The sequence below is a fragment of the Rummeliibacillus sp. JY-2-4R genome (assembly GCF_053847205.1).
Map to the genome: position 1 here is coordinate 2,430,617 of NZ_CM132623.1, position 15,658 is coordinate 2,446,274.

At 33.6% G+C, this 15,658-nt stretch carries 17 protein-coding genes, 1 pseudogene and 1 other annotated feature; of the genes and pseudogenes, 6 read left to right on the forward strand and 12 right to left on the reverse strand.

Annotation, left to right across the window (positions count from 1 at the left end; translation table 11 throughout):
• Nucleotides 1-1,084: 1,084 nt before the first annotated feature.
• The gene (locus ACWV26_RS11825) at nt 1,085-1,276 is read right to left on the reverse strand and encodes a hypothetical protein (RefSeq protein WP_455894939.1); all 192 of its coding nucleotides are present in this window, start codon (nt 1,274-1,276) and stop codon (nt 1,085-1,087) included.
• Between the two features lie 452 nt (nt 1,277-1,728).
• Between ACWV26_RS11825 and ACWV26_RS11830 the strand changes: the two genes are divergently transcribed.
• A complete protein-coding gene (locus tag ACWV26_RS11830; RefSeq protein ID WP_455894940.1) occupies nt 1,729-1,926 on the forward strand; it encodes a YwbE family protein in 198 nt (65 codons plus the stop codon).
• A gap of 98 nt (nt 1,927-2,024) precedes the next feature.
• On the opposite strand, the gene ACWV26_RS11835 is transcribed toward ACWV26_RS11830, so the two are convergent.
• The 3 genes from ACWV26_RS11835 to ACWV26_RS11845 form a co-directional block, all read right to left on the reverse strand.
• On the reverse strand, nt 2,025-2,414 hold the full coding sequence (locus ACWV26_RS11835) for a YidH family protein (protein WP_455894941.1): 390 nt from the start codon (nt 2,412-2,414) through the stop codon (nt 2,025-2,027).
• A 350-nt stretch (nt 2,415-2,764) separates the two neighbouring features.
• Entirely contained in the window at nt 2,765-3,058 is a 294-nt protein-coding gene (locus ACWV26_RS11840; protein WP_455894942.1) for a putative quinol monooxygenase, read from the reverse strand.
• A gap of 65 nt (nt 3,059-3,123) precedes the next feature.
• On the reverse strand, nt 3,124-4,308 hold the full coding sequence (locus ACWV26_RS11845) for an MFS transporter (protein WP_455894943.1): 1,185 nt from the start codon (nt 4,306-4,308) through the stop codon (nt 3,124-3,126).
• A gap of 108 nt (nt 4,309-4,416) precedes the next feature.
• Here ACWV26_RS11845 and ACWV26_RS11850 point away from each other — a divergent pair, with 108 nt between their 5' ends.
• The gene (locus tag ACWV26_RS11850) at nt 4,417-4,803 is read left to right on the forward strand and encodes a winged helix-turn-helix transcriptional regulator (protein WP_455894944.1); all 387 of its coding nucleotides are present in this window, start codon (nt 4,417-4,419) and stop codon (nt 4,801-4,803) included.
• Nucleotides 4,804-4,853: 50 nt separating this feature from the next.
• Here ACWV26_RS11850 and ACWV26_RS11855 read toward each other — a convergent pair whose 3' ends face one another.
• Together ACWV26_RS11855 and ACWV26_RS11860 are read right to left on the reverse strand one after the other, a co-directional pair.
• A complete protein-coding gene (locus ACWV26_RS11855; protein ID WP_455894945.1) occupies nt 4,854-5,699 on the reverse strand; it encodes an aldo/keto reductase in 846 nt (281 codons plus the stop codon).
• A gap of 543 nt (nt 5,700-6,242) precedes the next feature.
• Nucleotides 6,243-6,740 carry an AAA family ATPase gene (locus tag ACWV26_RS11860; protein WP_455894946.1) on the reverse strand — a complete coding sequence of 166 codons (498 nt, stop codon included), beginning with the start codon at nt 6,738-6,740 and terminating at the stop codon, nt 6,243-6,245.
• 342 nt (nt 6,741-7,082) lie between these two features.
• On the opposite strand from ACWV26_RS11860, the gene ACWV26_RS11865 reads away from it, so the two are divergent.
• A complete protein-coding gene (locus ACWV26_RS11865) occupies nt 7,083-7,403 on the forward strand; it encodes a PadR family transcriptional regulator (protein ID WP_455894947.1) in 321 nt (106 codons plus the stop codon).
• A complete protein-coding gene (locus tag ACWV26_RS11870; RefSeq protein WP_455894948.1) occupies nt 7,390-7,959 on the forward strand; it encodes a DUF2812 domain-containing protein in 570 nt (189 codons plus the stop codon). Before ACWV26_RS11865 ends, ACWV26_RS11870 begins: the two co-directional genes overlap by 14 nt.
• A 96-nt stretch (nt 7,960-8,055) precedes the next feature.
• On the opposite strand, the gene ACWV26_RS11875 is transcribed toward ACWV26_RS11870, so the two are convergent.
• The 3 genes from ACWV26_RS11875 to norA form a co-directional block, all read right to left on the reverse strand.
• Complete coding sequence (locus ACWV26_RS11875) at nt 8,056-8,481, reverse strand: PH domain-containing protein (protein ID WP_455894949.1); 426 nt, start codon at nt 8,479-8,481, stop codon at nt 8,056-8,058.
• A 184-nt stretch (nt 8,482-8,665) separates the two neighbouring features.
• On the reverse strand, nt 8,666-9,280 hold the full coding sequence (locus ACWV26_RS11880) for a hypothetical protein (RefSeq protein WP_455894950.1): 615 nt from the start codon (nt 9,278-9,280) through the stop codon (nt 8,666-8,668).
• Nucleotides 9,281-9,441: 161 nt separating this feature from the next.
• Nucleotides 9,442-10,638, reverse strand: a complete 1,197-nt coding sequence (gene norA, locus ACWV26_RS11885) for a multidrug efflux MFS transporter NorA (protein ID WP_455894951.1) — start codon at nt 10,636-10,638, stop codon at nt 9,442-9,444.
• A gap of 94 nt (nt 10,639-10,732) precedes the next feature.
• Between norA and ACWV26_RS11890 the strand changes: the two genes are divergently transcribed.
• The gene (locus ACWV26_RS11890; protein WP_455894952.1) at nt 10,733-11,566 is read left to right on the forward strand and encodes a MerR family transcriptional regulator; all 834 of its coding nucleotides are present in this window, start codon (nt 10,733-10,735) and stop codon (nt 11,564-11,566) included.
• 324 nt (nt 11,567-11,890) lie between these two features.
• Here ACWV26_RS11890 and ACWV26_RS11895 read toward each other — a convergent pair whose 3' ends face one another.
• From ACWV26_RS11895 to ACWV26_RS11905, 3 genes and pseudogenes are all read right to left on the reverse strand, one after another.
• Entirely contained in the window at nt 11,891-12,409 is a 519-nt protein-coding gene (locus tag ACWV26_RS11895; RefSeq protein WP_455894953.1) for a hypothetical protein, read from the reverse strand.
• A 79-nt stretch (nt 12,410-12,488) separates the two neighbouring features.
• A pseudogene (locus tag ACWV26_RS11900) lies at nt 12,489-12,569 on the reverse strand (YjcZ family sporulation protein); the annotation flags it as partial.
• A 156-nt stretch (nt 12,570-12,725) separates the two neighbouring features.
• Entirely contained in the window at nt 12,726-14,036 is a 1,311-nt protein-coding gene (locus ACWV26_RS11905; RefSeq protein WP_455894954.1) for an MFS transporter, read from the reverse strand.
• Nucleotides 14,021-14,284, reverse strand: a binding site (T-box leader). (Overlaps the previous gene by 16 nt.)
• 560 nt (nt 14,285-14,844) lie before the next feature.
• Here ACWV26_RS11905 and bluB point away from each other — a divergent pair.
• Complete coding sequence (gene bluB / locus ACWV26_RS11910) at nt 14,845-15,519, forward strand: 5,6-dimethylbenzimidazole synthase (RefSeq protein WP_455894955.1); 675 nt, start codon at nt 14,845-14,847, stop codon at nt 15,517-15,519.
• The last annotated feature ends 139 nt before the right edge of the window (nt 15,520-15,658 follow it).

Sequence of the window (15,658 nt, forward strand, 5' to 3'; positions counted from 1 at the left end):
TGTCGTACTGACTCCAAGTGGTCAACAGCATATACATGATCTATTGAGTGAGGTAAATAGTATATTATAACAGTCTATTTCGTAAAAGGATATTAGTAACATAATATTTATTTGCTGAATTGACCTACACACGAAATGCATTGCCTAATTTTCTTCTAAGAAGATACTTAGGTAATGCATTTTTTAAATCCTTGGTGAGCTTAGTAGACTAGCCTATGAACATCTCTACCAGGTTCTATAAGTCTAATTTTCTTAACGATATTGCTCAACAATCTGGCCCTTAAATGAAAATAAGAGCTTATCCTTTTTCAAGGATAGCGCCCTATATCTCTAATTCCGAAAGAAACTTCGGAATTCTTTTACCCAATTATGGCTCTTTCAATTTAGTAGCAGGATTCTTTGGAATACAACAGTCTTCATGTGTCCATTTAAATAATGATTTAACGCAACGAATCCTGTGTCCTAAACTTGATGGCTTTAAATGATCTCCTGACTGTCATAGATATTCTTTTAATTTCTCTGTACTAAATTCACTCAGATCTATATCACCAATAAATCGTAATAAAAGATTATATTGAAAACAATATGTTTTTAATGTAAATGACGAATATATCCCTCAAATTTTTTATATTGTTGATATCTCTTCCATGCGTCGGATAATAACGTAATTCTTTCTCTCCCCTACTAATTATATATATTAATCTAGAATCTATTATGTTCAAGGAAGCTCTTCTCTATACAAAGATATTCAAGAATATAAGATAATGAAGAATTAAGAAATATAAGTATCCTTAAAATATAGGAAAGGACGCTTTCCTGTTTCCAGGAAAGCGTCCGATTGCTGAAGATGGAAAAGATGGAAAATATGAAAAGCTACAAAGTGACACCTCAATTATTTTACAAAGGCACCCCTAAACAAGGTCAGCATCCCAACCAATTACTAATACCAAGGTTATTTTTGTCCCCAGGTCTTTAATCAGCTTAAAATTATAGCCTTTAGCCCAATCCTTACCAGGATGAATTTTTCCTATTTCCGGTTCTTTTTTAAGTAATTAACATTAGTGCAAATTAATAAAAAGATTACTTACCCTTTGGGCGAGTCAAGTTTTTGGTATGCTAACTGATACTTTCCTCCTTCGGCAACTTCTGAATGGTACAAAGCCTTAAGTGCATAGTTTTCCTCAAGGTCAAGTTTTTTCATCAACTCTTTTAAGCGAATTTGCAATTCTTTATTTTCTTTTATCAGCTGTTTCATTTGAGATTTCATATATTTCATAAGATATTTTCAAACTCCTTTCAGTTATCCACAAGTATAGCATTAATTAGAGCATTTCGATTACAGAATAATCTTCGTTTTAGTAACAACCACAATTTCAAAATCGTCTTGGTTCCTGTCACCAAATATTATCAGTCATTATTCCAATATAACGGTAATTTACGTAGAGATTTGATTTTGTGAATAATAAATCAGAATAATTTTATACACCTCATTAAAAAAACTGATTGAATTTTTCTCAACTAAAGCCTCGTTAATATAAGTACATTCTTTCACATTTAAAAGATAATATATTATACTGGACTAACTATCCTATTTAATAAGGGGGCAATTCCTATGAACGAGAATAATCATATCGAAGCACCAAAAAAGAAAACCAGCCTGCGCGAGGTAGTGAATCAGCAGCTTCAAATCAAAAAGAACCAATCCTCCTGCAGAAAAATGGGTGTCTAATGAACGGACAAAATCGTAAAGACATATTACCAGGTATCACTGTTGATATTGTTTTAAAAAAGGATCAAAAAACGGGGAAGCTTACTAGAGGCATTGTGAAAGATATTCTTACCAAATCGAACACCCATCCACACGGCATTAAAGTCAGACTAACGGATGGACAGATTGGACGTGTACAGGTCATTCACTCAAAATAAAAGAAGCGAAAAAGCATTCAAGGGACAGTTCCCTGAATGCCTTTTTAATATTTTCTTTTTTCAATTTATAACTTATTCATTTGATAGAATCTTGCCTTTTATAAGATGAAAAAATAAATCGCGAAAATTAATGCAATCACGATAACAAAAGTGCTCAGTGTCACAATGATGGTTTTAGGGGCACGAAATGTTTGTTGATTGATTGTATTTATTTTTTTCAAATAGTCATAGGTAGCCATAATAATTGTAAGAATTCCTAGACCAACAGAAGAAAGTCCAATGATATTAGCTAAAATGTCTCGGGTTGGAGAAAGATTCAATTTCATTGTAAAATGCAGGTTTGTGATAAGAAAGCCGATGCCCATAATTGCAATTCCTGTTCGGAGCCATGCTAAGAATGTACGTTCATTTGCTAAATGCTGCTGTATATATTTAGAATCAATGGTCGGGACGTTTTTCACTAATTCCTTCCCTTTATTATCTTTCATATTATCACTCTCATATTTAAAGTATTCTCCTCATTCTTTATTCCATATTACCACTTTCAGGGAATATGCCATAGTCCAACATACCAAGTTAAGGACTTTGTCACTTTTTAGAATGGTTTCGTCTACCCCCTGGCTAGCGTGTCAATCATGTTTTTACAGACAAAGGGAGTAATATTCTTCCTGCACAGTTGGGATTGATGAAAAGACCGTTTCAGTAGGTAAATGTGAATAGCCGCTTATGGGAGGTTCAGTGGCAAGAATATATTGCCTGAACTTTTCTGTTTATGTAAATATTTATTTATAAAAAAACACCGTTCAGAATATGAACGGTGCAACAAGTTTTGGCGAGATTAAGGCTTAACTATTTGTAAACGATAAAGCTCTTGTTTTTCGAGTAGCTGCTCTGTTTGTTGGCTACAATATTTATAATGGTCACTGTTATTATGAAAGGCAAGTGCTTCTTCATCTTTCCATCTTTCGAAAAAAACAAATGTATCTTTATTTTCAACAGATTCATGAAGAGTATATTGAATACAGCCATCTTCTACTCGAGATGCTTCAACCAAATTTAATAACTCATTTCTTAGCATTTCAGATTTCCCAAATTTAGCTTTTAAAACTGCATTGATTATAATTTCGTTCATTATTCTCCCTATCCTTCACCTTATCAATATACATTCTCTTTTAAAAATGAAGTTCAAAACACTCACTATTGTTTCTTTTTATCGAAAAGTAGCCATAATAGTGTAACAATGGCTGCAAGCATAACCATTAAGAATCCATATAAAGGTGTATGTGTTAACGATTGATGGCGAATAATAAAGCCTCCGATATATGAACCTAAAAATATTCCTATGTTGAAAGCAGAAATATTCAATGCTGAGGCCATTGTAATAGCTGAAGGCACATATTTTTCAGATAGTAGTACAGCATATAATTGCAACCCCGGGACATTCATGAACATAAATAGACCCATTAGCAGTACCATAATTAATCCGATAATTGGTGATTCAATAGCGTAATGAATGCCAAGTACCGCTAATGCAAGACCAACAAAAATAATTAAGATTGAACGAAGCGGATTTTGATTGGCGAAATGGCCACCTAGTGTATTACCAATAGCTACGCAAATCCCATAGACAACTAATATAATGACAACTGCATGTGGCGAATAACCCATATATTGTTCCAAAATAGGTGAAATATACGTATAGACGACGAAGGCACCACCGTATCCAATTGCTGTAATGAAAAGTATTAATAACATACGAAAATTGCCTAATACTTTACCAATATCCCGTAGAGAGATTGGATTACCTTTCGACAATTGGTTGGGTACTAATAAAGCATTACTAATTAAACCGATAATCCCGATAATGACGATAAAAATAAACGACATACGCCAGTCTGTTACTTGTCCAATAAATGTACCTAATGGCACACCAGTCACAGTAGCTAATGTTAATCCTGTAAACATAAAGGCAATAGCACTTGCTCGTTTATTTGGCTCAACTACATCTGCGGCTATGACAGAAGCGATGGACATAAATACGCCATGTGATAATGCAGCAATTATACGCCCTATTAATAAAATAGAAAAAATAGGTGCCAAAGCTGCAGTTAAGTTTCCAACTATAAAAATGGTCATAACAAGCAATAAAACTGTTTTTCGACTAAGGCGAGATGTTAGGGCTGTTAATAATGGCGCCCCAACAGTGACGCCGAGTGCATAAATAGAAACGGTTAAGCCTGCAGTACTTAAAGATATACCAAAGTCATCTGTAATTAATGGTAAAAGCCCAACACTGATAAATTCAGTAGACCCTATACCAAATGCACTGATTGCAAGTGCTAGCAAAGTTAATTTAGCACTTGGCTTTTTTGATTGTGACATACTACTAATATCTCCTTTGATTTTTTTTATCATGTATAGTAATATCCATACATACCTAAAAGATCCCTAGAGTACTTTTAGATACTTTTGAAAATTACGGGGGTTACTATGCAAAAAATTTATAATATTGGTGTTGAGGCAACTCTTGAAGTCATTGGCGGTAAATGGAAACCTGTCATTCTTTGTCACTTAAACCACCATGGTAAAATTAGAACAAATGAGTTTCGACGATTGATTCCAGGTATTTCACAAAAAATGCTCACAAGTCAATTAAGAGAGTTAGAGCGAGATGGATTAATCCTACGAAAAGTCTTCAATCAAGTACCGCCAAAAGTTGAATATTCTTTAACGCCCTATGGACAAGGAATGGAACCCATTCTGAACATGCTTTGCACTTGGGGCGAAAAGCATGTTGAAGTTTTACAGGTTAAAGGCGAAGATGTCGTTTTAAAACAACGTGATGATGAAATAGCCATCCAGCAAACTTCTGAATGAGAGGAGAAAGAGACTGTCAAACACAAGACAGTCTCTTTTCCTTTTAATTCTTATAGAGCAAAGTCGTATTCATCTGGATTTGGTCCAACACGTTGTTCAAGATTCATTGCATTGATCATAGCCATTTCTTCGTCTGTTAGATTAAAGTCGAAAATATCGGCGTTTTGCATCATGCGTTCTTTACGCACAGATTTTGGAATAGTGATAATTCCGTTTTGTACATCCCAGCGCAAAATAACTTGAGCGTTTGATTTTCCATATTTTGTTGCGATTTTAGAAATAGTTTCGTCTTCAAGAAGTCCACCTTGCATTAAGGGTGCCCATGCTTCAAGGTGAATTTGGTGCTTGTCACAGAATGAACGAAGCTCAGTTTGTTGCAAGTGTGGGTGAAGTTCCACCTGATTCACTACAGGTTTAATACGAGCAAATGATAATAAATTTTGTAAGTGTGAAACAGAAAAGTTACATACACCAATTGCTTTTATTTTTCCTTGATCATATAGATCTTCTAGCGCTTTCCAAGATTCAGCATATTTATCTTTACCTGGCCAATGAATAAGATAAAGGTCTAAATAATCTAACCCTAGTTTTTGTAGGCTTTCTTCATATGCAGCAATTGTTTCATCATAGCTTAATCCGTCATTCCATACTTTAGATGTAATAAACAGGTCTTCGCGTCGTAGGCCAGTAGATGCTAGCGCTTGTTTAATACCGTCTCCTACTCCTGCTTCATTGCCGTAAATAGCAGCAGTATCGATGCTTCTATACCCAACCTCTATAGCATTTTTAACCATCTCAGCTGTAGCATCATTCTCTACTTGAAAAACACCTAAACCCATACCAGGCATTTGTAGGCCGTTATCTAATGTGATTGTATCTTGTAAATGATTAATCATAGTGGATCCTCCAATTGTTTGATTGCCTATTGCTCCTTTATTATGATTGCTCTAGAGAGTTAAAAAAAGTACGCACATTTTTGTTACATAGAAACGTTAAGGTAACTTTTGTGAGTCGACAAAGGTTAAAGGCACCTAAATCTTTAATTCAATTTTTCTTGACGCTCTTCGTCCTTTAATTAAATGGCCCTATTCATGAAGAAAGACGCTTTCCTTATTTCAGAAAAGCGCCTGCTTCTAGAAGATTAGTTTTAATTTGTAGTGCAAACTTGAGGTATAATTTTAAAGCTTTTATCTGTCCCTCTGTGTCAGCATCTTTTTCCCAGCAAGATTTGTCTCCAATAAGATACCATCAGTAACATTTATCATAAAGGTGGCAATCATACTAAGTGAGATATGAATAGAGATTGTTTTTTATTGGAGGGGAAAATGACTACTACTTATGTAAATTGGGGAGAATCAAGAGTTAAATTAACTTGGAAAATAGATAGCATACTTCTTGTCTTTTTGCTTCTTTAAGATCCTCCCTTGTTAAACTCCTTATTATTCTTTTCCATTAAACTCTAAAATATTTAAACCCTCGGATGCTTCTGGTGCTTCAAAAAATTTAGTAACATTAATAAACACCGCTTCCGTGTCAAAAATTGCTCTTTCGGGTTGTTCGCTTCGTCTTTGTGCAATTTGACGTAAACATTGCTCGTTATTTAAATTAAGAAAAATTAGTTGATGGTTTGCATTGACCTCTGAGGCCATATCCAAAAACCACTTTCGCAGTTTTTTAGTGTTACCTGGAAAATCCATCACTACATTTGTACCGACACTTAATATGTTTTGAACATGCTTTTTCACCAACGGCTTGAGCTGCGCTGAGAATTTTAGATAGTACTCAAATGATGTGATCTGACTGGGATAAAGAGATGAAAGCCATTCATCCTCAGATAACAGGACCGCAAGTTTATCTATAGCCAACTGTTTTGATTTAGTTGATTTTCCTGCTCCCATTTTTCCACAGAAAAAATATAGCGTCCCCAATTGTTTCATACTTAATCCCCCCTGGATTTTTTTAGTGGTTGTTGCCCCACCCAGTAAAACTATAATTTACAACCTAGGTTATGTAATAGTAAGGTTTTTGGTTATGCTTCTTGACTGATATTACTTTTTTGAAATTTTTGTTAATTAAGTTTACCACAATTTTTTGTTCAACTAAACCTCTTAATAGTTAAGTAAAAACCTTTGTATTCTCTTCAGCATTATCAATTTTAATTAAACATAGTTTTAGCGAATAGTTAAAAAATTTAAAGAAATATGTTCACTTATTCAGTTAAACTGTATATAATAATATTAAGTTCAACTGTACAGTCAAACTGAATAGTAGGTGAGTATATGAAACATAAACTTTTACCATTATCTGAAACCATGCACTATATTTTATTAGCTCTACGTGAACCGCTTCATGGTTATGCCATTATGCAAAAGATTGAAAAAATGAGTAAGGGTACGGTTATCTTGGCTGCCGGAACTTTGTATGGAGCGATTGAAAATTTAAATAAACATGGATGGATTGAGCCAGTATCCGGAGAGACCGGGAGACGAAAAGTTTATAAAATTACTGATAAAGGAATAACAATTTTGAATATCGAGCATCAAAGATTACTCCATATTATATCCCTATATGAAATGAGTGAGTTCGATGAAGAAATTTAAATTGTTTTTTAATATTGTAGAAGAAGAACAATGGCTAAATGAGCAATTACAAAAAGGCTATCGCTGTACTAATATAAGTGGATTAGGAATATATACGTTTAAAAAAACAAGCAATGCCTATATTATACGGTTGGATTATCAGGATTATTTATCAGCGGATAAGTTTAAAGAATACAAAACGATATATGAGGATTTTGGGTGGACACATGTGAAAGGGTCACGACTTGGTAGTATTCATTACTGGCAAAAAACAGCTGATAGTCAAAATGAGATTTTCTCAGATCATCAATCATATGTACAGTACTATAAACGATTAATGAATTACTCATTATCACTAGTTGTAACATTTTTGATGTTTAGCTATATCATCTATAGGGATTCAAGTTTATATGCAACTAAAGGGCTTTGGGATATGGAAGGGTCTTTGTTTTGGAAAGCGTTCTTATTTGAAACACCGTTTGTCATGATCAAATTAATTCCTTTAATCATGCTAATATTGTTTGGTATCAGCTACTTCAAAGCATATCGTCAATACTCAATATTAAAAGAGAAATAGTATTTAATTATTAAAATAAAAAATCTAATCAACCACAACTTTAAAACCCTTCCAATATATCACTTGTTGGAAGGGTCTTTATTTTACAACTCTTGATTATGTCAAGATTTTGACGTGAGGACATTGTTTAGAAAGAACTTTCATGAATCCCTCCCTATCATGAGGAGAAATAAGTATAGAATTATATAGACCGTATGTAATCTCAAGTCTTTTTAATGATAACGCAGGACTTGATAAGGGATTCATCGTTTTCTTAACAGTCCTTATGCTATCAAGTGGAATCGTTTTTTTAAATGGACCAAACTTAATGATTAAATTTTTCTGTCCTATAACATAAAAGGTAGTTAACCACATCCACAAAATAAACATTGGAAGTATAATAGAGGGAGCCAATGTAATTAGAAATTCGCCGATGTTAGGTGTTTTCTCAATAAGTGCATAACCACCACTTCCGATAGCAAACAGCATTGCTCCCCATACGATAATAGTTAACCACCAGTCTTTTCTTGACTTGTATTTCAAAGAATTCACCTCTAAATAATTTTTAGTTTATTATATTTATTACGCTTCACTACCATAAAGTTTTTTTAGCAAATTTGTTCTAAATCCTAGTAATTTGGCCCATATTCAAAAAGAAAGACCCTATCCTTATTCAGAAAAGTGTCCACTAGTTAAAAAACAAATTTAGGTTTCAATAATATAAACTTTACGTACCCAAATTTGGTTCTTTCTTTCTCTTCACATAAACTATGTAAAAAACAATGCTTACAATCGTTAAACAAAAGGTAACATTTTGTGCAATACCTACAATACTTCCCCAGCTACTTGTACCGTATAAAAACATCTGAAAGATTATCCCTACAAATAAGATAAGTAATGCATATGGTGTTTTTTTTACTAAAAAACCTACACTCCCACCAATGAAACCGCCGACAAATGACCCTCCGTACCAACGCGCAAATGAGAAAGCCTGTTCTTTGAAGGATTGTGCTGGTATATCTACTGGTATATCAACATTAAAATATGAAATAATCAAATAAAAAGTCATTGCAACTAATGTATAAATCGTTCCAAGTAATGCTGCTTCCTTAAAACTCCTTGCAAATACATAACCAACAAGCATGGCAAGTATAAACCAAATTGGTAAAGAATTTATCATTACCGCTAAATAGGAAATGACGAATTCAAGAGTTGTTACACCATCCCCTATATTCGGTAAATTATCAGAAATAACTGAGAAGATACCGACAATTAAACCAACAATAAGTGTGAAAATAATAAATCTACTCCAATTTCCTTTATTCCCTTGATTCCCTTTCAACAAAAAGCACCTCCTCCTTTTTCTAAATATTGCGAAGTCTAAACGCCTCAATTTATATTACCATATTATTACATTATTCTTCATTTCTAATTCTACTAAATTGCCCCGTTAGTTTAAGTAAAATGTTTTTACAATTTTCGTAATTATGATTGTTAATTTGCTTAATTAGCTACTCTTGTCTTCACTTCATTTGAAGAATCACTTGCTTGTTTCTTCCAAAACAATGAGATAACTATTCCGAGAGTTAATATCATAGTCGAAAGATAGTAAGGGTAGTTAATATCTATATCAAATAAAAGCCCCCCTAAAATGGGTCCACTAATGTTCGCTAAACTTGTAAACATAGAGTTCATTCCACCAACGAAACCTTGTTCGTTTCCTGCGATATTTGAAAGGTATGAAGTAATTGCTGGCCTGAATAAATCGAATCCTACAAAAACAATAAATGTAACAAGTAAAATAGAGAAATATGAATGAACAACAGCCATTAAAAAGACAAGTACTGCGGATAATAGTAAACTATAACGAATTAGTTTAATCTCACCCAAAATTTTTGTAAGTCGATCAAACAATATAACTTGTGAAACTGCACCAAAAATGGCACCACCTGTGATGATAATGGCAATATCGGATGAATCAAATTGAAATTTATGGTCCACAAATAGACTAAAGAATGATTCAAAAGCAGCTAAACCAAATGAGGCAATAAAAATTAAAAGAAACGCAGTGAAATATTTTGGGGCAAGTATACGTTTGAAACCCATTTTACTATCGTCGATTTGATCAAAATTATTTTCTTCTTTACGATTGGGCTCAGATAATAAAATAGTAGAAAGTATAGCCGCAATGGTACCGAATGCTCCTGCAAAGAAGAATGGTATACGTGTTCCAAATTCCGCTAAAAATCCACCAATACCTGGACCAATAATAAACCCTGTACTAATTGCAGCTGACATATATCCTAGTGCTTTCGGGCGAGTATCGGTATTTGTAATATCAGCAATAAAAGCTGTAACAGCCGGCATAATGAATGCAGCACTAATTCCACCCAAAATACGAGAGATAAATAGCATTTCGATTTCTCTGCCGATTCCAAATAGAAATTCAGAGATACCGAAAATAAATAAGCCAATGACAATCATAATTTTTCTGCCCAATTTGTCTACTGCTTTCCCTGCAAATGGTGAAGCAATCAATTGCGCAATTGCAAAAGTTGCTGTTAAATAACCAATTGTTGTTCCAGTAATGCCTAATTCATTCATCAACGTAGGTAAGACTGGAATTACAAGACCAATTCCCAAAAAAGCAATGAATAAATTCATTAATAATAATCCTAAGGTAACTTTATAAGTCTTCATCTATTACATTCTCCTTACATAACAAATTTCAATTATTTACAATTTCCATCCTAGTGTATATAGTAACTATATAGTCAAGGGCGGTGCTGTAAAAATGGATCAAAAAAATGGAAAGTATTTAACTACTGGGGAATTTGCGAAGCTTTGTAAGGTAAACAAACAGACACTTTTTTATTATGATCAAATTGGGCTTTTGTCTCCTATATGGAAAAATGAAAAAGGTTATCGTTATTATTCAATTCATCAAATAGACCTATTCTTTGTTATTGATTTGTTAAAGGATTTAGGTATGTCGCTAAACGATATTAAACAATATACACAAAATAAATCGCCTGAAAGCTTTTTATTATTAATGCATCAAGAAAAAGAAGAGATTGTGAAAAAGCGAAAGGAGTTAGAAATGAAGGAAAGAATGATTGATGCAAAAATAGCATTAATGGAAGAAGCATCACACCTTGATTTTCAACAAATTACGCTTAAACAACTACCGGAAGCAACACTTTATCTAAGTAGAAACATTGAAAATATAACGGATGAAGAATTTGTAGAAGTGATTTCAGATTTTATTAATGAGTTGAACATATCTCAGTTGGATTCGGGATATCCAATAGGTGTTATAACTAAACGGGAGCACGTAATGAAGGGAGAATTCTCAAATTATAGTTATTTATATATTGAGCAACCACATCCAAAGAAGGGATATCCGTATTTTCAGGCTGTGAAAGGTGATTTTCTCATTGGATTTCATATTGGGGATGAGAAAACAATTCATAAAACATATAAACGACTTTTCTCAGAGATGGAATGTTTAAATTTAGCCTTAGGTGATTATGTATTTGAAGAGTATATTTATGATACAGTCGTAATGAATCATAAGGAACATTACGTCACAAAAATTATGATTCAAGTCGAACGAATAGAAAGTTAATTCTTGTATGATTATTCTTGGAAATTTACCCAAGTTTATTAGATATTACGTGACAGAAGCTCAAATGATTTCGAAAAGACAAATAATAAACCGAATAAAAAAATACCAATTATTTCATATACAACAGACAAACCGCTTAAACGTTGCATCAATCACTCCCCAGCTTACTTATTATACCAATCTAAATTTCCATATCATAAAAATATCTTATTTATTCAACTTAAACTAAAGCACCTATTAGCCTAAGTACAAACTTGGCCAAGTTGTAGGAGTAGCGAATTGCTACTCCCTTTTCTCCAATGATGTGCATCTGTTAAAAGAAAATTACGCTACATCATTTTCTGTGTTAAATGCTTGAACTGCATTCATTATTTCTTTGCCATTTTTGATGATGAGAGCTTGAGCTGGATTCATTTCTATGCCATTTTCTGTGGTGAGACCTTGAACTGCATTCATCACAATGCCTTTTTTGGCGGCGTGAACTCGAGCTGGACTCATTTCTATTCCTTTTTTGGTTGCGTGAGCTTGAGGTGGATTCATTTCTATACCATTTTCGATGGTGAGAGCTTGAACTGCATTCATCACAATGCCTTTTTTGGCGATGTGAGCTTGAGCTGGACTCATTTCTATTCCTTTTTTGGTTGCGTGAGCTTGAGCTGGATTCTTTTCTATGCCATTTTCGGTGGTGTGAACTTGAATTGCATTCATCACAATGCCTTTTTTGGCGGTGTGAGCTTGAGCTGGACTCATTTCTATTCCTTTTTTGGTTGCGTGAGCTTGAGGTGGATTCATCCATACAATCATTGTGCAGTATATTGAGATTGTTATTGCTCCCCAAAGCATTTCCCTCCTTTCGTTTCAATACTAATAAAATATTCAAAGGAGATTGATGCATTAGGGCATAAGATTAATTGGTTCTAAATTAGTAGTGACCTTTCTTCATAAAGCTGGCATCATCAATAAATAGAATAAACAGTACTACAATTAAAGCAAATCCATTCTTGTTTTCTCACAAAATAAGCACAGTAGTACTTCTTTCGTTATTTTAGTCTAATCGTTTTTGAGCGAACCAACTCTGTCTATTTAGTTCCCTTCTTTAACCTTATCCAAAACAAAAGCCCAATGCCGTTACAATATCAAGGGCTTTATCAACTTCTTTTTATAATTTACTGTTAAAAGAAGCACCTTTTTTTAAATATTCCTGCCATTTGGCACCTGATACAGCTTTCATTGCCAATACACCTAATAAGAAGAAGGAAAATGATCCTATTAACCCTACTAGACGGATCGAAGTTAATTCAGCAGCCAAACCTATTAAAACTGTTAAAGCAACAATGAAACCTGCTTCAATGACACTAAAGATACTTTCGAATCTTCCCATCATCCTCACAGGAACATGATTTTGGTAGAAAGTCAAATACCCTGTATTTGCAAACGTTACAGCAAACCCAATTAAAAATACACCATGCGCTACACTAAAAAAGCCACTCGAACTATAAAATACTATATAACCTATTGAGGTAAAAATAGTGCCAATACCTATTAAAAGTTTAACTGCAAGTTGCTTTGAAAATATTGAATTAATAATTGATCCAATTATTATTCCAGCTCCAAATACACTTAATAAAAACCCATAATTGGTGTCTGATATTGAAAGTACTCCTTTAGCAAATGCTGCCTCGAGAGAATCTATTGAAGTCATGAATATAGTAGAACCACTAAATAATAAATATATCTTTGTTACATAGGTATTGCCCTTACTGAAATTAAAAACAATCAGAAAATCATCTTTTATCAAACCCCAAGTAAATCTTTGTCTCTCTGACATTTTGAGTCTTAAATCAACATTAGGTAGCATCATTAAAATAAGTGCCGAAAAAAATAAAGCCACTGCATTTATATAGATAGCAGTAGAAGGCGTACCCCTCCAAAATAAAATCCCAGCAACGGCAGGACCTATTAGTGAACCACAAGAATTGATAAAACTACGTAGTGCATTAAAACGTTGCCGATCTTTTTCAGGTATTAGTTTAGTCATATAAACCATAGATGTTGGTTGAAAAATAGCACTTCCCATATTAATGATAAACGCTAGTACATAAACATAAATAAGTGAAGGTAAAAATGGAATTAACGCTATACATATTGCTCGGAAAACGTCTAATCCCATCATAAGTCGCCGTGTATTTACTCGATCAATTAAACTACCTGCCCAAGCATTCGAACATATAGTTGCAATTGGACGTAGTATATATAATAAAGCAATTGAAAGCGGGGAACCTGTTTCATTCAATATAATTAAATTTAGTGCTATAAGGTAAACCCAAGCACCCACATTTGAAATCCCTATTCCCCCTAATAGTATTAAAGGATACTTCCATCTGGACATAATCACCACTCCCATTTTATTTTTTTGTAAAACAAAATAAAAAAACTCACCCCCAAGATATTTATCTTGGGGGCGAGTCATATCGCGGTGCCACCCCAGTTCATCTCTACATTGCTGCAGAAGCCTTATCGAGTACGGCTTTGTGAATAAATCACCTGCGATACTCTATCTCTTTAACGTGAGAATACGTTGCATTATCATTGTTCCTTCAAACAAATCCAATGCACAGCTCCAAGCCTTGTTTCAACACATTTCCTGCCCCTCTTTTTCAGCTACCAGAGGTCTCTGTAGTTAGTACGTGTGTTTACTCTTCTTTTCATAGCTTTTTATATAGAATTTTGTAAATTTTATACTATTTTAAGCTAAAGTTCAATATTAAAAAAGAAAATAGAAATAGTTCAGTAATCCTTCTTCTAAAAATCGGATAATTGTGTTCTCCATAAAAAATCCCCCTTGTTAGACTATATAATGCTTAAAATAAAATCTTAGTCTAAAAATCATTTAGTCTCCAACTCCCCATTAATTTAAGTACAATCTTTCACAACACCAAACTATCATTATCTTAAGAATTCAATTTTTTGGGGATTCTTCTTCTATAAAATGGGCCTTTTCCTGAAGGAAGACGCTCTCCTAATTCAGAAAAACACCCGATTCTTGAATAAATTGCTTCATTATCTGCCGAATATAACTATTAGAGACATATTCTGATAAAATTTATGAGGAATGGATAAACCTTGAATATCAATTTGTGCAATATACTTTTTCAGGCTTCTAGCTTTATATATTTACGGATATTTTTTATTATTGTTCTAATTGTTCCTACCACTGAAGCTGAGGAGAAGCTGTCATAACCACTGGACAAAATTTCAAGAAATTTGGAGGGGTAGTTTTGTATCAATTAACGAAAGAAGAGCGAAACGGAGTATATAAGGCCATTTATAATAGGAGAGATATAAGGTCCTTTTTAAATATCCCCATACCTGATGACAAATTATATAATTTATTAGAGGCAGCTCACCGTGCTCCATCAGTTGGTTTTATGCAGCCATGGAATTTTATTATTATAAAAAATGATGAGATTAAGAAAGATCTTGCAAAAACCGTTGAAAAAGAAAGACGAGCATTAGCCATACATTATGAAGATACAGATCGTGAGTTGAAGTTTCTTGATCTAAAAATTGCCGGTATTATTGAAGCTCCTGTTACTATATGTGTAACTTGCAATCCTTTTAGCGGGGGTGATCATGTATTGGGGAGAAACTCTATTCCGGAAACTGATCTGATGTCTGTTAGTTGTGCGATTCAAAATATGTGGCTTGCTGCTTACGCAGAAGGATTAGCAATGGGTTGGGTAAGTTTTTATAAAAAGTCCGATGTAAGAAAAATTCTTGAGATACCATATCATATTGATCCCGTAGCATTAATTTCTATTGGGTATACAGATGATTATCCGGATCGACCCATACTTGAAATACACAACTGGGAAAAACGTAAACAACTAAATCCATTGATTTTTGATAATAAATGGGGAACAACTGAAGTAAGAACAGGGCTTAGAGATTAAATGTCGGCAGAATCCTTATACGCAATAAGGAGTACCACCTGTAAAATGAAGATTTACACCAAAGGGAAACCAATACTAAAAAGCCCAACTTCTCCGTAAATTTAATAGAGAAATTGAGCTTTTTTATTACCTCAATAAA